Below are 19734 nucleotides of genomic sequence, written 5' to 3'. Positions count from 1 at the left end.
TATGTAACAGCCATGGAGCAGACACCGCATATCCTGATTATCGATGACGACCGCGAGATTCGCGATCTTTTGTCTAAATTCCTTGAACGTAACCAGATTCGCGTCACGAGCGTCAGAGACGGTCGGGAAGCACGCCGTGTCTGGGGACAGGGGCATTATCATCTGGTCGTCCTCGACCTGATGCTGCCCGGCGAATCGGGCCTTGATCTCGCCCGCTGGCTGAGAGGGCAGGCCAACGTGCCCATCATCATGCTCACGGCCATGAGCGAGGAAACCGACCGGATTATCGGTCTGGAACTCGGTGCCGATGATTACGTCACCAAGCCCTTCAACCCGCGCGAGCTTCTCGCCCGTATCCGGGCCGTTATGCGTCGTGTGAGCGAAAGCACGGAACCGGGCAGCGCTGAGGCCAAGGAACTTCTTTTTTCGGGCTGGACCCTCGAACTTGCGCGCCGCCGCCTGCTGAATCCCGATGGAACCGAAGTGCCCCTAACCGGGGGCGAATACGATCTCATGCTGGCCCTGCTGGAACGGCCCAACCGGGTTCTGACCCGTGACATGCTGCTGGACCTCCTTCGCGGACGACAGGCCGGACCTTTCGACCGGGCAATCGACGTCGCCGTCAGTCGGCTGCGGCGGAAACTGGAAGATGATGGCCGTAACGCCCAGCTCATCAAGACAGTACGCGGCGGCGGCTATGTTCTGGCTTCTGACGTAGAACGCCGCTGACCCCACGCGTGCCTGCCTTTTCCTGTCCGGGGTGAAAACTGCCTGTATGTTCCAGTGGAAAACCCGCTTTCTGCCAAGATCGCTAGCAGCACGCATGAGCCTCCTGCTGATCGTGGGTTTCGTGGTGCTCGAGGTCACGGGCCTCACGATTGAAACTCACGATCGCATCGTGTTCGATGACCGTCTCTCCGAGCATCGGGGGTTGGTCCGGGCGATGATGATCTACCGGACCGTCGCTGAGGAGCAGCGGGATGAACGGGCGGACGAGGCGGAACGGCTTGATCTGCCCGACAATGTCATCGTACGGCTGGCTCCCGGGCCTGACGATGACATGAACACCAGACTTTCCTGGAAAGCTTTTCAAAAGCTCCTGTTTGCATCACAGGACAAAGATGAAAGGCCCATACCGGGCGGCGGTCCGATGAGCAGGATGCACGATGGCCCCTTCAGCTTTCCCTCCGGGCCACCGGCGCATCCAGATAGCCCACCTTTTCACCCGGATGAAGATTCGCCGGTAATGGGCGGGCATGACAGTTTGCCTCTTTGGCCCTTGCCGGGTCCAGGTGCCGGACCCGGCCCTCCAGGATTTGCGGATGGGAGAATGTCTCCGGGTGGCTTTTGCCTGCCGCCTCCAAATGGCCCCCGACCCTTTCACAGCTTCCTCTTCCCAGCCCCACCCCAGAATGTTGCCATGCTGCCCACACGGCGTCGCCGGGCGCGTGGCATTGCGTTCCAGATTCCCGATGACACGCGCTGGCTTGTCGTCCGATACAAGCTACCTTCCCCCAATCCTTTCGACTCCCCCACCTTTCCTCTGGCCCTTGGATTGATGACGGCGGGAGCGGGTCTGCTGATCGTATGGGGTGTCAGACGGCTCCTGATTCCGGTCCGTACCCTCTCGGCAGCAGCGGCCGCCTTCGCACCTGAGGCAGCATCTCCTCCATTGTCCGAAGAGGGTCCTCTTGAAGTGGCTCAGGCGGCTGCCGCTTTCAACGCAATGGCACAACGTATCCGACGCTTCATTTTCGAACGGACGCGCATTCTGTCCGCTATCGGCCATGATCTCCGCACGCCGATCACCCGAATGAAGTTGCGCGCCGAATTTATCGAAGACGACGAGATGCGGGAAAAATTCCTTGCCGATCTCAATGAGTTGACGGCGATCGTTGAAGCAACGCTTGAATTCGGAAAAGACAGTTCACCTAATGAAAAGATGACCTGGCTGGATCTGAAGGCGTTGCTTCAGACAGTGGTGGATGATGTCAGTGAAAGTCGTCCTGAAGACGCGGACAACATCGTTCTGCTGGATTATCCGAAAGCCGTAGTCGTCTACGGGCGCCCCATTGCTCTGAAACGCGCTTTTACCAACCTGATCATCAATGCGCTTACCTACGGAGGCAACGCGCTGGTCAGCATTCATCCCACCGCCAACAAGCATCTGACGGTGACCATAGAGGATGAAGGGGCCGGGATTCCGGAAGAAGATCAGGAGCGGATGTTCGAAGCTTTTGTCCGGGGCGAAGAAAGCCGCAATCGCGAAACGGGGGGCACCGGGCTGGGGCTTGCCATCACCCGCACCATCATCCGGGGACAGGGAGGCGATGTCATCCTGCAGAACCGCGTTCCACACGGGTTGCGGGCGATTGTCACCCTTCTGGCGGTCCGGGCCTGAAACGCGGGTTCAGGAGCCTGCTTTCGTATCCATGTTCCACACCGCCTCGGCGAACTTTCCAACGAATGCGGCGTGAGCGGCAAGAGCCTCTGCGTCAGGGGTGATGAGAACCGGCGTGCGGGTGGCAGGGCCTGCGTAATGGGCCACGGGGGTATCGCCCCCATCTTCCTCTCCCAGTCCCAGCCCATGCTGACGGCCACCCATAAGTTCAACATAGACTTCAGACAGCAGCTTGCAGTCGAGCAGAGCGTTGTGGGTCGTTCGGGCGGACAGATCGATCCCGTAGCGGCGACACAGCGCATCAAGGCTGTTCGGCATGCCGGGAAAGCGTTCACGCGCCAGTTCGAGCGTATCGACCTTGCGGGCAGGATCGAGGGGTTGTTTGCCGATCCGATCCAGTTCGGCGTTGATGAAGCCAAAATCGAAGGTGGCGTTGTGGGCAATGAGATCGTCATCGCCGATAAAATCGATAAAATCCTGAGCCACTTCACCAAATAGTGGCTTTCCCTCAAGATCGGCCCGCGTCAGGCCATGAACCCGCGAGGCTTCCTCGGGAATATCGCGTTCAGGGTCGATCAGGACATGAAATGTTTTGCCCGTCGGAAGATCGCCGATGAGTTCCAGCGCCGCGATCTCAATCACGCGGTCCCCTTTCGTGGGCTCGAGACCCGTGGTTTCCGTATCGAACAGAACCGAGCGTTTCATCCCCGCATTTCCCTGATGAGTGTTCTGACCTGCCGCCGTGTATCAGCTTTCGACAGGCCGGTGTGAATGACCACGTCAGCCCGGCATCGTTTTTCCCGGTCCGGCATCTGGCGGGCGATCATGCGTTCCGCTTCCGGGATCGTCATGCCGCGACGCCGGGCGATCCGCTTCGCCTGCGTGCGTCGTGGCGCTGAAACCACGGCCACCTTGTCGCATTTTCGATGACCACCTGTTTCGAAAAGCAGAGGTACATCCAGCACCACCCAGGCCGAACCTTTGCGACGATAGTGCTTTAGAAACTCATTTCTTGCTTCAAAAACAAGCGGATGAATTATTTTCTCAAAGTCATGGATTAATTTTGAGTCGGCCATGACCGCCTTGCGCAGCGCCTGTCTGTCCAGCGTCTCGCGTCCTTCACAGTCTGTCATCAAAGCAGCAGGCACCAGCCGGCCCATGGCTGCCACGGCCTTGCCGTTCGGGCCCTGAAGACGGTGGACCGTGGCGTCTGAATCGAAAACGGGAAATCCGGCACGTCGCAGCATGGCGGCCACTGTTGTCTTGCCCATACCCATGCCACCCGTCAGTCCGAGGATCTTCATGGGACGGTTCAGCGGTTCTTCAGAACCGCCAGAATGTGCGCGACCGTGGCATCATCCACTTCGGTTTCAGCACCAAACCACGCCTGAAAACCCGGTCGCGCCTGATGCAGCAGCATCCCGAGTCCGCCCACCGCTTTCAGTCCACGAGCAGCGGCACAGCGCAGCAATTGCGTCTCCCGTGGGACATAGACGATATCCGAGACGACAAGAGTTTCGGCAGCATGGCTAAGATCCGGGGTCCACTCCGGAGCGGGACCACCCTGCATTCCGAGTGAGGTCGTATTCACCAGCAACGACATGCTGCCGAGGCTGCTTTCCCACGCATCCCAGTCCAATGTGGACAGCGCGGGAGCCGGGCTTTGCATATGGGCACACCATGTCTGGGCAAGCTCGTTCGCCAGTGTCGTTGCCCGCTCGTTAGTCCGGTTCGCGAAGATCACGGACATGCCCTTTTCCATCAGGCTGGTCGCAATGGAGCGTGCTGCGCCGCCCGCGCCAAGCAGCAACGCCGGCCCCCGCACGGAGAGGCTTTCCAGAGAAACACTTTCCGCCTCAAGGCTGGCGAGATAGCCAAAGCCATCCGTCGACGAACCGTGGATCGTGCCATCGTCACGAAACACCAGCGTATTCACCGAACCTGCGATACGGGCCTGCGTCTCCACCTCATCCGCAAGGGCGAACGCGGCTTCCTTGTGGGGAATCGTCACGTTCGCTCCCCGGAAACCGGATGCCTGCAACCCGCGAACAGCAGTCGTGAAGGAACCGGGGACCACCGGCAGCGGAACATAGGCTCCATCGATCCCATGACGGGCGAGCCAGTAATTATGCAGAACCGGGGACAGGGAATGCTCCACCGGGTGACCGATGACCCCTGCCAGTTTCGCGTGACCGGTAATGCGCGGCGCGCTCATGACTGCGCCTCCCGGTCAGGGTGACGCCCAAACTGCGCGCGGTAACGCCGGACTGCCTCGGGCAGCAGCCGCGCCAGCCGCTCGGCCCACTCCACCTGCCCTGCTTCCCCTGCGATCAGATCCTGTCGGATCTCGATCTCCATGTGCGGCACCTTGCGCCGCTCTCCGTGCACGGGAATGGTGTAATCACTGGTGTCCGTCAGTTCATACGGCTCGTTGTCACCCGCCGTCAGTCCTTCCTCACGCAGAAGATGCAGCACCACACGACCGAAACGCGGGTCATGATTGTGGAGAATGCCGCACTGCCAAGGGCGTTTGAGACCGTCCATTTCCGGTGTGAAGCTGTGCAGGGCGACCAGAAATGTCTCCAGCCCCGCATCTTCGCGGCGATCAAGCTCTTCGCCGATCCGCGCGTGATAGGGCTCGAAGATCGCTCGGGTGCGGGCCGCGGCCTGTTCGGGAGAGATATCGACATTGGCCGGAACCGGAGTGCCGTCACTGGCGCTGACGATTGCCGTGGGATGGCCGGGAGCGCGGTTGCAGTCGATCACGAGGCGCGAATAGACCTGCTCGATCAGCAACGCCCCCGTCAGGTCAGCCAGTCGCCTCCCCACACCATCGATACCGATATCCCATCCGATATGACGCGCCCGTTCCGCCGACGGCACACCGAGATCACCGAGAGCGGACGGAATGACCTGTCCGGCGTGATCGCTCACCAGCAGCAGTGGTGAGAACGCATCGCGTCCACCATGAATGCGCACGGGTGGAGGATCGCTTTCTCGTAGCAGAGATATGTGCGTCTCGGGACATGCGGAATCTGGCATCGGCTTTTCCCATATGGCGACGATTTCCGGATTGGAGTCACACAGACGACGATTTTCTTCAAGAGCACACGTGTTTTTCGTTACGGAACCGTAGCGCCGACGGTCCGTTACAGACTAAGCTGCCATAAGCAGCCTTGCCGCAGGCATCTCAGATGCCATCGGTGCGCGGGTTCATTACAGAAAGGTCAATTCATGGAAATCCGAGCCGGCTATGACATTTCCATAGATTTTCCAGCCCCGACGCCTCTGGTTCTCATGCTTGATATCCGCCCCGAGCGGGAAGTCGACCTCCTGACGCCACAACAGCCCCAGTTCGAGCCTCCAGTCGCCGTCGAGCGCTATCTTGACGGGTTTGGTAATCGCTGCACCCGCCTGCTTGCTCCTGCCGGGCGCTTCCGGACATGGGCGGACTTCACTGTTTCCGACACGGGCCTTCACGAACTGCAGGGCTACAACACCATCCAGACGCCCGTTCAGGACCTTCCCGCCGAAATGCTCGTGTTTCTCATGGGCAGCCGTTACTGCGAAACGGACCTGCTGACGGCATTCGCCTGGTCGATGTTCGGCCATATCTACCCTGGCTGGGCCCGGGTCGAGGCGATCCTGGAATATGTCCACAATCATATCCATTTCAGTTACGCCAATGCCCGTTCCACGCGCACGGCTTATGAAGCGTGGAACGAGGCCACCGGCGTCTGCCGCGATTTCGCCCATCTTTCCGTGACGCTATGCCGTTGCATGAACATCCCGGCGCGTTACTGCACGGGATATCTTGGCGATATCGGCGTCCCGGCCCTCCCCGATCCCATGGATTTCTCGGCGTGGTTCGAGGTCTGGATGGACGGCAAGTGGTACACGCAGGATGCTCGTCACAATGAACCGCGCATTGGCCGGATCGTGATCGCCCGTGGCCGTGATGCGGCGGACGTGGCGATCACAACCTCCTTCGGCCCGCACCAGCTTGCCGGATTTAATGTAACGACACTGGAAGTGGCCCCTTAAAGGTAGCGTTACTGGGCCGTATATCCTCCATCAATGACCAGTTCGCTGCCGGTCACGAACTTCGACTCATCGGATGCCAGATAGAGAATGCCGTAGGCAATATCGTCTGGTTCTCCGAGGTGACCGATCGGGTGCAGATCGACCAGCTTCTGTCGGGCGGCAGACTCCTCGTTGGTCAGTCCGGCCACCATCGGTGTCCAGATATAACCCGGATGCACCGAGTTCACGCGAATACCGTAGCCTGACTTGGCGCAGTGCAATGCAGCGGATTTCGTGAACAGGCGTACACCGCCCTTGCTGGCGTTATAGGCCGCGAGCGTGGGGTCCCCAACCAGCCCTTCGATGGAAGACAGGTTGATGACCGAGCCGCCATCGCCGTGCTTACGCATGGCTTCGATGGCGTATTTCGTACCCAGAAACACCCCATCCAGATTGATCGCCTGTACACGCTGCCAGTCTGCGTAGCTCGTGCTTTCCACCGTGCCGGAATAAGCGATGCCCGCGTTATTCACCGCGATGTCCAGACGACCGAACTGTGCCAGAGTCGCATCGATGGCGGCTTTCCAGTCATTTTCCATGCGCACATCCAGCTTGACGAACAGCGCCTTGCCACCTGCCGCTTCAATATCCGCGACCGTTTTCCGACCGTCCTCTTCCTTGACATCGCCAACGGCCACCGACGCCCCTTCGCGCGCCAGTAACATGGCCGTCGCTTTTCCGATCCCACTGGCCGCACCGCTCACGATTGCAACCTTGCCTGCTACTCGCGCCATTTTTCTTCCTCCAGAAGAGAAGCCGGTCCCTGGCTCCGCAGCGAAGAAACGCCGAATGAGCCTCACATTTCCATGATGCTCGTCAAACATTCGAAAATCCTGTTGCCGCCCGGAGGCACATACGCATCCGCATGCCTGCGCGGTCCTTACGATTGCCGCCCTTTTGCCGACTCGCTAATAACGGCACATGTCCACCCAACCCGGCCTTGTCGCCACCGATCTCCGCTCCTCGCGGGTCGGTCCTGTCACCCTTCATGTCAGACCGGGCGAATGTCTCGCCATCACCGGACCATCCGGCAGCGGAAAATCGCTTCTGCTGCGGCTTCTGGCCGATCTGGACCCTCATACAGGTCGCGTTACCCTCGATGACACGGACGCCCAGTCCATCCCGGGACACGTCTGGCGGGAGCGTGTGGCCTATTTTCCGGCGGAACCGGGGTGGTGGAGCGAGCAGGCCTGCGACCATGTCGCCGACACGGGCGCCGCGAGAACATTGCTCGGTTCTGTCGGTCTTTCCGAGCGGATGCTGTCTTCGAAAATTCATACACTTTCGACGGGCGAACGGCAGCGGCTGGCACTGGTGAGAGGTCTGCTGCACAAACCGAAGGTCCTGCTTCTGGATGAGCCCACCTCGGCGCTTGATCCCGACTCAACGGCGCTTGTCGAACAGATGCTTGCCGGTTTGAAGAGGGATGGCACCATCTTCATCCTCGTCTCTCACAATGCCGCACAAACCCGGCGCTTTGCGGACCGCCACTTCACGCTGCGCGACGGGCGTCTGGAAGAGGGTGATGCGCCATGACCCCTGCCCTCATCACTCCGGTCGATCTCCTTATCGCGGCAGCCGTCATTCTTGCCTGCGCCGTCATCTCCCGTGTGCTGGCCCTGAACGCCGGACGCGCCATCGTCATTGCCGCATTGCGCATGACCGTTCAGTTGCTGCTGATCGGAAACGTCCTGCTTTTCGTCTTCGGCCAGACGTCCATCCTGCTGACCTTTGCAGTGCTGGTGGTCATTCTCTGCGCCGCGACGTTCGAAGCGGGAAACCGCCAGACGACACGCATGGCGCGACGCTGGCATTTCAGCATTGCAGGATTTTCAATCCTGTGCGGAGCCGCTCTGGCGACGTCCACAGGCTTCTTCACCAGCCTTTGCCCCCATCCGCTTTTCGCCGCCCGAGCCACCATCCCGATGGCCGGTCTCATCATCGGCAATGTGATGAACGCCACCAGCCTGACACTGAATAGCCTGCTCAGCAGCGTCACGCGGGAGCGCGGGGCCATCGAAGCCCGGATATCACTCGGTGCGACGCGCCTGAAGGCGCTGGAAGATCCGATCCTCAAGGCGCTCCGAACGGCCCTCATCCCCACGCTGAACCAGATGTCCGCCGCCGGACTCGTCACGCTTCCGGGCATCATGACCGGCCAGCTTCTTGCCGGGATGAGCCCCGTCTCAGCCTCCCGCTATCAGATCGTGCTGATGAGCCTTGTCATTTTTGGCAATCTTGCAGGTGCTACAATCGCGGCGACGCTGACCACGCTGCATCTGACCGATCACCGGGGACGCCTGCGTCTGGATCGCCTGAGACCGTAAGCAACATCACGTCTTTGCAGGGAGTTATAGGAATTCTCTGTAACAAGCAGTGTTTTTTACGACACAGTTCCAGTCTCAAAATCTGTCGCTCTCCCAGATGGCACTTGAAAATGCGAAAGATTATCATTAACACGCCTTTCGACAGCAACCCGGCATCGTAAAGTGGCCGTCGGGTTCCTTCCCATAAAGGCGTCTTCCCCATGTATTCCCGCAAGACTTCCCGGCTGCTTATCCTTCTCCTTGCATCCTGCAGCCTGACACCGGCTCTGGCCGCCGAACCTGATTCTTCCGCCACAAAGAAGCAGTCCACGAAGCCAGCCGAAAAACCGTCACCAACAGCTACGCCGCAGGCAGTCAAGGCACAGGCAACCGAAAATCTTGTCATCCGTGCTGCACGGCGAAACCGGATGGAAGTGACCAGCGGGGGGCAGCTTGGCGCCCTGGGCACCAAGAAAGGGCTTGATGTCCCCTTCAATATCCGCAGCTATAATTCGAGTATCATACTCAACCAGCAGTCCCAGACACTCGGACAGGTGCTGGAGAATGATCCCTCCGTCCGCACGACGATGGGTTACGGCAACTTCTCGGAAATGTTCGTCATTCGCGGTTTTCCCGTGGATGGTGACGATGTGGCCATCAACGGTCTCTACGGCATCGTGCCCCGGCAGCTCGTCTCGCCACAGCTCTACGATCAGGTGCAGGTGCTCAATGGTGCCAGCGCGTTCCTCAATGGCGCGGCTCCCGGTGGTTCGAGCATCGGCGGCAACATCAACCTGATGTACAAACATGCCGAAGATACCGACCTGAACCGTTTGACGGGTGATTACACCAGCAATGGACAGGGAGGTGGTGCGATCGATGTGAGCCGTCGTTTTGGTCAGAATAAAGCTTTCGGCTTCCGTCTCAATGCGGCGGGCATGGACGGAGAGACCTCCATCGATCACGAATACCGCCATGACGCGGCGGTGGGCGGCAATTTCGACTGGCACGACGACAAGACCCGTATCGACCTCAACATGGCCTACCAGAACCAGAATGTTCAGGGCGGACGTGCAGGCGTTTTTCTCGGCACGGATGTCACCTCCGTGCCTCGTCCCACAGCGCCGTCACATAATTTCGGGCAACGCTGGACGTATGCCGACATGAACTATCTTTTCGGCATGCTCAACATCGAGCACGATTTTGGAAAACACATTACAGTTTATGGTGCTTTCGGTGCGCTCAGCAGCAATGAAAGAGGGAATTACTCCTCCCTGACCGTGACCAACGCCGCAACTGGCGACGGCACGATCGGCAGCATGTACGTGCCCTATCAGCAGAACAATGAAAGCACGCGTGCCGGAGTGCGGGCTCATGTGGACACAGGCCCGATTCATCATGAAATCAACGCGGGCGGTTCCGCGCTATGGGAAGAAACCAGCACCGCTTATGCCATGTATTACGACCCGGCGGTGCCTATCGACAGCAACCTGTACCATACGCAGCAGGTTGCTTCACCGACCCAGAACTGGGTAGGCGGGAATATCAATAACCCTACCCGTTCGAACTGGACGAAGCTCTACAGTCTCTTCCTGTCCGACACGATGACCTTCTGGCATGACCGCATCGCACTCACCGCCGGTTTCCGATATCAGAGCATTCTGCAGAACAGCTACAACTATGCCACGAACGGCAGCCTCGATGCCGGTTACAACAAGGGTGCATTCACACCCGTCGTTGGGCTTGTTGTTCATCCGACCCGACGGACGGCAATCTATTTCAACCGGATCGAAGGTCTCGCGAAGGGACCACAGGCGACGGGCACAAACGTCGTCAATCTTGGCCAGACCTTTGCGCCATACCAGAGCGTGCAGTACGAAGTCGGAGCGAAATACGACATCGGACGTTTCAGCGCAGGTCTTGCTTTTTATCAGATCTCGCAGCCCAACGCTTACACCGAAGCCTACGGCAACACCGGAATGCTGATTTACCGGGAGAATGGTCTGCAGCGTAACCGTGGCATGGAACTGACCGTCAATGGCGAAATCATCCGCGGCCTGCGTTTCAATGGTGGCCTGACCCTGATCGATGCCGACCTCCGCCGCACGCAGGGCGGTACCGACAATGGCCACACGGCGATCGGCATTCCGAACTACACGATCAACGGCAATCTCGAATACGATCTGCCGTTCCTGAAGGGCGCTACGGTCATCGGCCGTGTGGTCAACACAGGCAAGCAGTGGGTCAATGTGGAGAACTCCGCTCATCTCCCTGTGTGGACCCGCTTTGATCTGGCGGCCCGCTATACCTTCGCGGCCTACGGCAAGCCGCTGACACTTCGTTTCGGCGTGGACAATCTGGCCAACACACGGTTCTGGGCTTCGGCGTTCAATGGTTATTTGGTGGAAGGACTGCCCCGTACGTTCAAGTTTTCCTTCACCGCCGATCTCTAAGCAGGGTCAGTCAGGGGCCTATCAGTGTCGTCGCAGACTGAAACTGGCATGCCCTGACCACCCCGCACTGTCGAAAAGCGGCACGTAAGACACTCTCCGGTGCCGTCATGGGCCTATAATCGAGATGCCCGTGATTTGCCGGCAAGGACGGCCGCCGGACAGCCTGTTATCCCACCCTCACGAATATGCAGGTCAGAAAACTCGCCTCAAGGCTCTGTTCACGGTATCGTTACAGCCCTGTTTTTTATATTGCGTTCGGTCCCATGAAGACGAGTCCCATCCTGTTCCGCCGACGCATCAGTCGTTTCTTCTCGCAACTCCCAAGCGGAATGATGCCTGCCGCCATCACCCACTGGCTGGGGGCGCGTGCGATCAATATCGCACCGGAACAGATCGCCGTGCGCGAGGGCTTGCGGGCAGGCGTCGCGGTCGGAACCGTGATGCTGCTGGCATGGCATCTGCAGGCCCCCATCATGGCGTGGGCCGCCTTTTCGGCTTTCTGGACCTGCCTTGTCGATCCCGGCGGTCTGATACGCCTTAGACTTCAGACACTGATGAAATTCGCCCTTTCCGGAACCATGATCACGGGCCTGATGGCAGCGGCGTCCGGATTGGGCATTATTCCCGTTTTCATCGCACTGGGTGTCTGCATCTTCATCTGCGGCCTGACCCGGATGCGAGGCCCTATCGCCACGCAGATCAGCGTTCTGGCTGCCATCGTCGCGGTCGTGGCTGTATGTTACCCCCAGTCCCCGGAAGGGGCGGTGCATCTCGCTGGCATGTTCGTGAGCGGCTCCATCTGGGCGGTCCTGATCTGCGTCTTTGCGTGGCCGGTTGACCCGTATGCTCCCCAGAAGCAGGCCTGTGCCGCCATTTTCCGCGAGCAGGCCAACATGGCGGGGCGGCTCCTGAACCTCAATGGTGCCGCTCCACTGGATGATGAAAAGCTCTATCACGAGATCAGCGCCTATCGCCGCGATATCCGTCGCCGCATCGAACAGACACGCTCGATGGTGGAGACGCTCTCTGCCGGAATCCTCACCCATCGCGCCCACGCCACGCTTTTTCCCGCTGTCGAAGCCGCCGACCGGATTTTCGTCGCGGTCATGGGCTTTGAGCACGCCGCTTTCTCCGCGCCTCTTACGCCCGTCGCCCACCGCACTATTGAGTTGGTGTCAGCCACCCTTCGCCATCTGGCCTGGGAACTGAGCCGACCCCAGCCTCGGCCGGAATCTCTGAAGCGCCAGATCGAGTTTCTGCGCACCGCTGGTCCTCAACAGGGCGACCTGTTCGCACGGGGCGCCCATCTGTGCGCCGATGCTCTCACCGATCTGCAAGCCGCCTGGCGTAAGGCTCCGGATCAGCAGACGGTATGGAAAAATCAGGCGACGGCGAGACGCCAACCTCCGGCAAAGGCGCTTTTTGTCCGCCATGCCGCGCGGCTTTCCGTCGCTGTTCTGACGGCTTACGCCATCTCACTGTGGCTCGTGCTGCCCTATGCTTACTGGGCCATGATGGCGGTCGTGGTGGTCATTCAGCCGAGCGTCAACGTCACGCTGCCGCGTGCTCTTGAACGCATGGCCGGAAGCATCGCCGGCGGTCTTCTGGCCGCGCTTATGGGCGTTGCGCTGCCGATGTCCGCCATCCTGCTGCTGATCTTCCCCCTCGCCGCCCTGACGATAGCGCTTCGCAGCGTCAATTATACGCTCTGCGTGATGTTTATGACCCAGCTGTTCGTGCTGGTCACGGATCTTGTCAGTTCCACGCACGGCTGGGATGTCGCGCTTTCACGTGCGGAGAATAATATCATCGGCAGCCTTGTCGGGCTGGCGGCATGTCTCCTGCTATGGCCGGAAAAGAAGGCGCCTCCTCTGCCTGCGCTGATCACGGCGGCATTCGATGCGAATATCCGTTATGCGGCGCTCGCGGCCCGTACGGACAAGGCGACATGGAGCGCCATAGAACAGGCGCGCCGCGATGCGGGAACAGCTTCCACGAAAGCTGAAATTCTCTATCAGCAGACCCGTCTGGAAGGACTGCGCCGGTCGGATTACCTGAAAATCTGTGGAGAAATCCTGCTGCTGCTGCGCCAGCTTGCCGGAGCCGCCAATGTCTGGTGGCTGGAACACACAGACACGGCATCGCCCCTCGCTGCCGAACGCGCGGCTCGTTACGCCACTTTCCTGCAAGAACCGGAAATGACGTCTGCAACAGGCAAGTCGCACGACACGAAAAACCTTCTCGGCATGCAGGCGTTGCTGAAATCGTTGAGCGCGGAGACGGCCTGAACCCGCCTACGGCTGCATCAACCTTCACCGGCGACGGAACGAGAGCCCCGCTATTCCAGCTCCCCGCTTGTGCGGTCCCTCGCAATATGGCGTGATGACCTACACGTGAATCTCTGGTCGCCTTGTTCCACAGGAGAGCTTGCCTTGTCGTCCTCTTCATCGTCATCGGGAATCACCCCCCGCTTTGGGAGTCTGCATCGCGTCGCGATCGCCCTCCTGCTCGGAACCTCTCTGGCCGTAGCCCCGCACGCACGCGCGGCCGACACATTTTTGCCCATCTCGGCACCGTCGACGCAGTCCGTCCTCCCGGGCAAAATCGTCTATGCCCAGCTGACGATCCCGGATCTCACGCAGGCCAAAACATTCTACGGCACGCTGCTTGGCTGGACTTTCAAAGATATTCCCGTTTCGCGCGGTCGCTATGCTCAAGCGATGGCCGGTGGGCGTAATGTGGCCGGGTTTGTAGAGCACCCGCTTCCTTCCGATGATGAAGTGCGCCACCAACCGCTCTGGCTTCCTTTCATTTCCGCGACGGACCCCGACGCAGTGGTGCAGACGGCAAAGGTCTGGGGCGGAAAAATCCTTTTCAAACCCCATGACATTCCCGGTCTTGGTCGTGAAACGATCATCGCGGACCCACAAGGCGGCGTCTTTGCCGTCATTCATTCCGGCAGCGGTGACCCGGTTGATTCCGATACCCCCACAGCTCAGGGCGAATGGATCTGGAGCGCGCTGCTGACCGACATCCCGGTTAATGCCGCTGGTTTCTATCAGAAACTGTTCGGCTATGAGGTCCAGACCAGTCAGGACACGTCCAGTCCCCTGCGGTATCTGCTCGAATCGCAAGGATATGCCCGGGCGATCATCAATCCGCTTCCACCCCGGCTTCCGGCAAATGCTCCGGCGCGCTGGATGAACTTCGTTCAGGTCGACAGCGTCGGCGCCACGGCGGAGAAAGTCCCCCAGCTTGGCGGTAAAGTGCTCGTGGAACCGCATCTGGACCACAATAACTGCATGATCGCCATTGTCGCCGACCCGGCTGGCGCAGTGTTCGGGATCATGGAATGGCACATGCCGACAGTCGCCGGAGAAGCAAAATGAGCCTATTTCGTCCCGGTAAACTGCTTTTCGCAGCCGCGCTTGGTGTCACCTCCCTGCTTACAGGCTGCGCTTACGATGACGGCTACGGGTATGGGAACTACGGCGGCGGTTATTACGGCTATAACAGCGGCTGGAACGGCGGTTGGGGCGGCTGGGGGCCAGGATATGGCGTCGGTCCTTACCGTGGCTCACGTGGCGGTCCACGCGGCGGCGGACCGGGTGGCGGTGGTGGCGGACGACCGGGCGGCGGTGGTGGCCCCGGCGGTGGCGGTGGGCACGCTGGAGGACCAGGTGGTGGTCCCGGCGGCGGGGGACATGGTGGTGGCGGACCGGGCGGCGGCGGCAGTCATGGTGGAGGCGGTGGCGGTGGTGGGCGCGGTCGCTAACCGTTAACTGCGGTCGCCATTCCACAGGCCATGCGAGGGCGTGTCGTCAGTTAAGGCTGGTGAAGGTGGCGGCGCGTTCCCCCGTTGCCAGGCAAATAGATTTCCGGCTGGTCATAGCGTCTAGCGGCAAGCCGGAAAATATATGCGGTTATTGAGGAACCGCTCAATGAGGTTTCGCTGCCGATAACCGGGTCGCCTTTCGGGTGTTTTTGGATAGAAACACCGAGGCGATCCCGAACGCTGACAGGCTGTTGATGAATCTGTCAGCGCCATAAACCTTATCAAGTCAGGAACGAACGCACCGGCTCAGTTCTGTTCGAAGAGCGGGTGTGCCTGACTGATGTCGGCAACCAGACCCGTCATGATGGAAAGTGCGACCTGAGTGCCCATAACGGTCACGGTGGCGTGGATTTTGGGAGCAGACGACCTCGTGATCCTACAAAGACCTGATCAACGCCTCTTTTTTACGGGTGCACGGCAGCTGTGCTGACGCGTCCGAACAGATGATCACCGCGTAATTAGTGTCGTGACCTGCGACCAGATGATGAAAGGTGTACTCAACCACGCCGCTCTCACATCATCGGCGCATAAGCATTCTTTCAATTTCCGAAACGGCCCGGAAATCACGCTACGAAACGCTTGCCCGGTAGCGATACAGGACTGCGTCTACGAACAGACGGTGTTCCGCCAACTTGTTGCTCACGAACCGGAAAGATTTCTAATCCGCCCCCACGGGCATCCCGCAATCCATAACAACGTATCCGCCAGCCTGCTGAACCCCCAAAGTTTCAGCCGACACAGACCCATACAAGCGTTCAATCCTCAATATCCGCTGACTGACGACACGCCCCAGCGGCCCTTCCGACAAGACGGATGGCGACCATGAAAAACGGCAGAATCCCTTATATCCACCAGTCTTCGGGATTCAGCGTTCTTCGAGACCCTCAAGAATTTTATCCGCGACGATGGCATGCGCCCGACGGGTAGGGTGATATTCATCCCACCAAAGATGCTGGTCCGGGTCAGCACACGCCTTCTGTGGCTGCGGGAAAGTCACCTGACATGGATTGACGGTATCCGTGATGTGATATTTTTCTCGATCACGAATGAGGTTTTCCGTTGCCATCGCTACGGAAAACCAGCGCAGCGTTATACCATAGGAAGAGTGGGGAGCATCCAGCGCCTCATGAACGTCCCGATCGAACAGAACCTGAAACTCCTGCGCCAGAGCTACTGTTTTCACATTACTGGCCACGGCAGGAACACGATCCAGCCCATAGGCGCTCAACACCAGAAAATGACGGGCCCCATGACGTGCCAGCAGATTGACCGCATCCTGCATTTCCGTCGCGCATTGCCATGCCATCTCCGGCAGCGAGATCGGCTTTGAAAAATCGATTTTCTGGAAAAAGTCATTTGCGGATGCACCCATTACATACAGTGCATCCCGATCCAGAGCCTGTCCTCCAGACAAAAATGCGAGGATCTGCCCACGCAGTCCCGTATCGCGCCAGCCATCAAGCCACGTATCGTAATTGCCGCTGCCGCACCGCGCGCCACCCACGGCATAATCGCTCAGGCCGACATTCAGGCGCTTGGCCAGAACTTCGACAGAAGTGGGACCGTTGCTCCATCGCCCTTGCCAGTAAACCCCTGCGGGGCTTTCACGCGGCAGGATCATGGCACCAGGAACTTTTGCCCTGACGGCTTCCTCTGACACGGCACGGAGCGCCCCATTATCGAGATAGCTATCACCGAATGCATAGACATGACTGAAGCGAGTCTGCTGCGCCTGCCCCGGAGTGGCCGAGAGGCCGCCCAGCAGAAGGAGAGCAGGCAAAAATCCTGAAAAGCAAAAGCTTCTTTTCACCAGACGTCTCCCGATGCGGCAACGCTTTTTCGTTCCATATACGAAACATTGTCAGCGAGATAACCGCTTTGCAAGATTTCCGCCGTAAAGGGAGCAATGACAGCAGGGTTGCTCTGCGGGCCTTCCCTCCACCTTGCCACCCTCCCCGTCCCTTTCTATACCTTTTTCCCCGCCATTCCGGCACCAAGAGCCGCAAGAGCCAGCAGGACAAACCGGCCATGACCGAAGAGTTCCATCGCATCCGTCGCCTCCCGCCCTACGTTTTCGCGGAGGTCAACAAGGCCAAGGCCGCCGCCCGGGCCCGGGGCGAGGATATCATCGACCTCGGCATGGGAAATCCGGACAGCCCGACTCCGCCCCATATCGTGAAGAAGCTGGTGGAAACGGTCGCTGACCCGCGCAGCCATCGCTATTCCGTCAGCCGTGGCATCCCCGGCCTGCGCCGCGCTCTCGCGGGCTATTACGAGCGACGCTTCAATGTGAAGCTGGACCCGGAAACGGAAGTCATCGCGACCCTCGGCTCCAAGGAAGGGCTGGCGAACCTCGCCTCGGCCATCACGAGCCCGGGCGACACCATTCTGGTGCCCAACCCGTCCTATCCCATTCATCAGTTCGGTTTCATCATCGCTGGTGCGTCGGTGCGATCCATCCCCGCCCACCCCGATGACGAGATGCTGCGCGCGCTCGAACGTGCCGTGCGCCACTCCGTGCCTAAGCCGACCGCGCTGATCGTCAACTTCCCTTCCAACCCGACGGCCTATCTGGCGGATCTCGATTTCTACAAGGAAATCGTCAAGTTCTGCCGCAAGGAAGAGATCTTCATCCTTTCGGATCTCGCCTATGCCGAGATCTATTTCGGGGACCTCGTGCCGCCGTCCATTCTCGCTGTCGAAGGCGCGAAGGATATTGCCGTCGAGTTCACCTCGCTCTCCAAGACCTATTCGATGGCCGGATGGCGCATGGGCTTCGCAGCGGGCAACCCGCGCCTGATCGAAGCGCTCGCCCGCATCAAGTCCTATCTCGATTATGGCGCCTTCACGCCCATTCAGGTTGCCGCCGTTGCCGCCCTGAGTGGTCCGCAGGATTGCGTGGCCGAAATTCGCCAGCTCTATAAAGACCGTCGCGACGTGCTTCTCCGCGGCCTGCATGGCGCTGGCTGGGATGTGCCGACTCCCGAAGGCTCCATGTTCGCATGGGCACCCATTCCGGATAAATTCCGCGACATGGGCAGTGTCGCTTTCTCGAAGCTTCTGCTTCAGGAAGCAGGCGTCGCCGTCGCGCCGGGTCTGGGATTCGGGGAGCACGGAGAAGGATTCGTGCGCATCGGGCTTGTTGAGAACACGCAGCGTCTGCGTCAGGCCACCCGCGCCATAAAGGGCTTCATGAGCGCTCATGGCATCAATGGGCCGATCGCCTCACTACAGAAACAGCCTGCCATGGAGGATACCGCGTCGTGACTTCGTCCAAAGGAGACGTCGCTTCCAACCGCCCGCTGCGCCTCGGCGTCGCGGGTCTCGGCACAGTGGGTGCCGGTCTTGCTATTCTCCTGCGTGACAACGCGGACATCATCACGGCGCGCGCCGGTCGGCCGATCGAAATCACGGCGGTTGCCGCCCGTGACCGCAACCGTGATCGCGGCATCGATCTCAGCGCCCTCACATGGCACACGAACGCTGTCGATCTGGCGAACGACCCCGGCGTTGATGTCGTTGTCGAACTGATCGGCGGTGCGGAAGGCACGGCCCGGGCGCTTGTTGAATCCGCCCTGACGGCTGGAAAAGCCGTCGTCACGGCCAACAAGGCGCTTCTGGCCATTCATGGCGATGCCCTCGCCCGACTGAGCGCCCGGCATAATGCGCCTCTGCTGTTCGAGGCCGCCGTGGCGGGCGGCATTCCGGCCATCAAGACGGTCCGCGAAGGTCTGGCAGCGGACCGGTTGCTGTCCATCGGCGGCATTCTCAACGGCACTTGCAACTATATCCTCACCGCCATGCGCGAAACGGGTCGGGACTTCGCCGACGTTCTCGCCGAGGCGCAGGAACTGGGTTACGCCGAAGCCGATCCGTCCACGGACGTCGATGGCATTGACGCCGCTCACAAGCTGACGATCCTCGCATCGCTCGCGTTCGGCCATCCTGTGGAGTTCGACAGCGTCCACGTCGAAGGCATCCGCAGTATCGGTGCGCACGACCTCAGCTTCGCCCGCGCTCTTGGCTATCGCATCAAGCTTCTTGGCCTTGCACGCCGTTCGGAGCGCGGTGTCGAGGCACGCGTTGCGCCCTGCCTTGTGCCGGAAACAGCTCCCATCGCGCAGGTCGATGGGGTGTTCAATGCCGTCATCGCGGAAGGGACCTTTGTCGGTCGCCTGATGGTGGAAGGGCGCGGCGCAGGAGCCGGCCCGACGGCCACGGCAGTTGCGGCGGACCTGATCGACGTCGCCCGTGGCAACACGGTCCCGGTCTGGGGCACGGATATCCGCACTCTGAAATCCGTCCGCAGTCGTCCGGCTTCCGAATGGCGCGGAGCGTTCTATCTGCGCCTGACAGTGGCTGACCGTGCGGGCGTGATCGCCGACATCACCGCCATCCTGCGTGATTGCGGCGTGTCCTTGAGCAGCATGATCCAGCACCCGTCCGCCCGTCAGGGTGACGATGTGCCGCTTGTGCTGGTCACTCATCCTACGAAAGAAAGCGCAATGCAGGCCGCCCTGGAGCGCATTGCTGCTCTGGATGTGGTTTCCACCGCCCCTGTTCTCATCCGCATCGAAGCTTTCTGAAAAGTTACCGCCTCTCGACCTCCCTTCGAGCAGGTGATAACTTTCCATCCTACAAAGCGGCGGCAATAAG

The 19734-nt window shown here is 59.9% G+C and carries 17 protein-coding genes; 11 read left to right on the top strand and 6 right to left on the bottom strand.

The window, feature by feature from the left end:
* The first annotated feature begins 12 nt into the window (after positions 1-12).
* Together GOB81_RS02320 and GOB81_RS02315 are read left to right on the top strand one after the other, a co-directional pair.
* Complete coding sequence (locus GOB81_RS02320) at positions 13-729, top strand: response regulator (protein ID WP_173568772.1); 717 nt, start codon at positions 13-15, stop codon at positions 727-729.
* A 94-nt stretch (positions 730-823) separates the two neighbouring features.
* On the top strand, positions 824-2401 hold the full coding sequence (locus GOB81_RS02315) for a sensor histidine kinase (RefSeq protein WP_242010002.1): 1578 nt from the start codon (positions 824-826) through the stop codon (positions 2399-2401).
* A 9-nt stretch (positions 2402-2410) separates the two neighbouring features.
* On the opposite strand, the gene dnaQ is transcribed toward GOB81_RS02315, so the two are convergent.
* Genes dnaQ through GOB81_RS02295 form a run of 4 tightly spaced genes read right to left on the bottom strand, consistent with a single transcriptional unit; the run spans position 2411 to position 5443 of the window.
* Complete coding sequence (dnaQ, locus tag GOB81_RS02310) at positions 2411-3106, bottom strand: DNA polymerase III subunit epsilon (RefSeq protein ID WP_173568770.1); 696 nt, start codon at positions 3104-3106, stop codon at positions 2411-2413.
* Entirely contained in the window at positions 3103-3705 is a 603-nt protein-coding gene (gene coaE, locus GOB81_RS02305) for a dephospho-CoA kinase (RefSeq protein ID WP_173568769.1), read from the bottom strand. Before coaE ends, dnaQ begins: the two co-directional genes overlap by 4 nt.
* A gap of 8 nt (positions 3706-3713) precedes the next feature.
* The gene (locus GOB81_RS02300; RefSeq protein ID WP_173568768.1) at positions 3714-4616 is read right to left on the bottom strand and encodes a shikimate dehydrogenase; all 903 of its coding nucleotides are present in this window, start codon (positions 4614-4616) and stop codon (positions 3714-3716) included.
* Entirely contained in the window at positions 4613-5443 is an 831-nt protein-coding gene (locus GOB81_RS02295; RefSeq protein WP_173568767.1) for an N-formylglutamate amidohydrolase, read from the bottom strand. Before GOB81_RS02295 ends, GOB81_RS02300 begins: the two co-directional genes overlap by 4 nt.
* Before the next feature lie 192 nt (positions 5444-5635).
* On the opposite strand from GOB81_RS02295, the gene GOB81_RS02290 reads away from it, so the two are divergent.
* Positions 5636-6445, top strand: a complete 810-nt coding sequence (locus tag GOB81_RS02290; RefSeq protein WP_173568766.1) for a transglutaminase-like domain-containing protein — start codon at positions 5636-5638, stop codon at positions 6443-6445.
* A gap of 8 nt (positions 6446-6453) precedes the next feature.
* Here GOB81_RS02290 and GOB81_RS02285 read toward each other — a convergent pair whose 3' ends face one another.
* Complete coding sequence (locus tag GOB81_RS02285; protein ID WP_173568765.1) at positions 6454-7218, bottom strand: glucose 1-dehydrogenase; 765 nt, start codon at positions 7216-7218, stop codon at positions 6454-6456.
* A 187-nt stretch (positions 7219-7405) separates the two neighbouring features.
* On the opposite strand from GOB81_RS02285, the gene GOB81_RS02280 reads away from it, so the two are divergent.
* The 6 genes from GOB81_RS02280 (at position 7406) to GOB81_RS17475 (ending at position 15018) form a co-directional block, all read left to right on the top strand.
* A complete protein-coding gene (locus tag GOB81_RS02280; RefSeq protein WP_173568764.1) occupies positions 7406-8020 on the top strand; it encodes an ABC transporter ATP-binding protein in 615 nt (204 codons plus the stop codon).
* Positions 8017-8811 (top strand): ABC transporter permease, encoded by a 795-nt coding sequence (locus tag GOB81_RS02275; RefSeq protein ID WP_173568763.1) that lies wholly within the window; start codon positions 8017-8019, stop codon positions 8809-8811. Before GOB81_RS02280 ends, GOB81_RS02275 begins: the two co-directional genes overlap by 4 nt.
* Before the next feature lie 200 nt (positions 8812-9011).
* Complete coding sequence (locus GOB81_RS02270) at positions 9012-11243, top strand: TonB-dependent receptor (RefSeq protein ID WP_173568762.1); 2232 nt, start codon at positions 9012-9014, stop codon at positions 11241-11243.
* 263 nt (positions 11244-11506) lie between these two features.
* Positions 11507-13531 carry an FUSC family protein gene (locus tag GOB81_RS02265; protein WP_242010001.1) on the top strand — a complete coding sequence of 675 codons (2025 nt, stop codon included), beginning with the start codon at positions 11507-11509 and terminating at the stop codon, positions 13529-13531.
* A gap of 144 nt (positions 13532-13675) precedes the next feature.
* Positions 13676-14632, top strand: coding sequence for a VOC family protein (locus tag GOB81_RS02260; RefSeq protein WP_242010000.1), 957 nt, complete (start codon positions 13676-13678; stop codon positions 14630-14632).
* Entirely contained in the window at positions 14629-15018 is a 390-nt protein-coding gene (locus tag GOB81_RS17475; RefSeq protein ID WP_194299766.1) for a hypothetical protein, read from the top strand. The genes GOB81_RS02260 and GOB81_RS17475 overlap by 4 nt, the downstream gene beginning before the upstream one ends.
* Before the next feature lie 925 nt (positions 15019-15943).
* Here GOB81_RS17475 and GOB81_RS02250 read toward each other — a convergent pair.
* A complete protein-coding gene (locus tag GOB81_RS02250; protein ID WP_242009999.1) occupies positions 15944-16858 on the bottom strand; it encodes an SGNH/GDSL hydrolase family protein in 915 nt (304 codons plus the stop codon).
* Positions 16859-17106: 248 nt separating this feature from the next.
* On the opposite strand from GOB81_RS02250, the gene GOB81_RS02245 reads away from it, so the two are divergent.
* Both GOB81_RS02245 and GOB81_RS02240 read left to right on the top strand, forming a co-directional pair.
* Positions 17107-18345 carry an LL-diaminopimelate aminotransferase gene (locus GOB81_RS02245; protein WP_173568760.1) on the top strand — a complete coding sequence of 413 codons (1239 nt, stop codon included), beginning with the start codon at positions 17107-17109 and terminating at the stop codon, positions 18343-18345.
* Positions 18342-19664, top strand: a complete 1323-nt coding sequence (locus GOB81_RS02240; RefSeq protein ID WP_173568759.1) for a homoserine dehydrogenase — start codon at positions 18342-18344, stop codon at positions 19662-19664. Before GOB81_RS02245 ends, GOB81_RS02240 begins: the two co-directional genes overlap by 4 nt.
* Positions 19665-19734 lie beyond the last annotated feature (70 nt).

Origin of the sequence: Acetobacter conturbans (assembly GCF_011516755.1) — a bacterium.
GTDB lineage: Bacteria > Pseudomonadota > Alphaproteobacteria > Acetobacterales > Acetobacteraceae > Acetobacter > Acetobacter conturbans.
The sequence above is the reverse complement of the archived record's forward strand: the minus strand, read 5'-3'. Positions and strand labels throughout refer to the sequence as shown.

Excerpts from the sequence above, each read along its gene's own strand:
- GOB81_RS02320 (WP_173568772.1), top strand. The coding sequence starts at position 13 with ATGGAGCAGACACCGCATATCCTGATTATCGATGACGACCGCGAGATT.
- GOB81_RS02315 (WP_242010002.1), top strand. The coding sequence starts at position 824 with ATGAGCCTCCTGCTGATCGTGGGTTTCGTGGTGCTCGAGGTCACGGGC.
- dnaQ (WP_173568770.1), bottom strand. The coding sequence starts at position 3,106 with ATGAAACGCTCGGTTCTGTTCGATACGGAAACCACGGGTCTCGAGCCC.
- coaE (WP_173568769.1), bottom strand. The coding sequence starts at position 3,705 with ATGAAGATCCTCGGACTGACGGGTGGCATGGGTATGGGCAAGACAACA.
- GOB81_RS02300 (WP_173568768.1), bottom strand. The coding sequence starts at position 4,616 with ATGAGCGCGCCGCGCATTACCGGTCACGCGAAACTGGCAGGGGTCATC.
- GOB81_RS02295 (WP_173568767.1), bottom strand. The coding sequence starts at position 5,443 with ATGCCAGATTCCGCATGTCCCGAGACGCACATATCTCTGCTACGAGAA.
- GOB81_RS02290 (WP_173568766.1), top strand. The coding sequence starts at position 5,636 with ATGGAAATCCGAGCCGGCTATGACATTTCCATAGATTTTCCAGCCCCG.
- GOB81_RS02285 (WP_173568765.1), bottom strand. The coding sequence starts at position 7,218 with ATGGCGCGAGTAGCAGGCAAGGTTGCAATCGTGAGCGGTGCGGCCAGT.
- GOB81_RS02280 (WP_173568764.1), top strand. The coding sequence starts at position 7,406 with ATGTCCACCCAACCCGGCCTTGTCGCCACCGATCTCCGCTCCTCGCGG.
- GOB81_RS02275 (WP_173568763.1), top strand. The coding sequence starts at position 8,017 with ATGACCCCTGCCCTCATCACTCCGGTCGATCTCCTTATCGCGGCAGCC.
- GOB81_RS02270 (WP_173568762.1), top strand. The coding sequence starts at position 9,012 with ATGTATTCCCGCAAGACTTCCCGGCTGCTTATCCTTCTCCTTGCATCC.
- GOB81_RS02265 (WP_242010001.1), top strand. The coding sequence starts at position 11,507 with ATGAAGACGAGTCCCATCCTGTTCCGCCGACGCATCAGTCGTTTCTTC.
- GOB81_RS17475 (WP_194299766.1), top strand. The coding sequence starts at position 14,629 with ATGAGCCTATTTCGTCCCGGTAAACTGCTTTTCGCAGCCGCGCTTGGT.
- GOB81_RS02245 (WP_173568760.1), top strand. The coding sequence starts at position 17,107 with ATGACCGAAGAGTTCCATCGCATCCGTCGCCTCCCGCCCTACGTTTTC.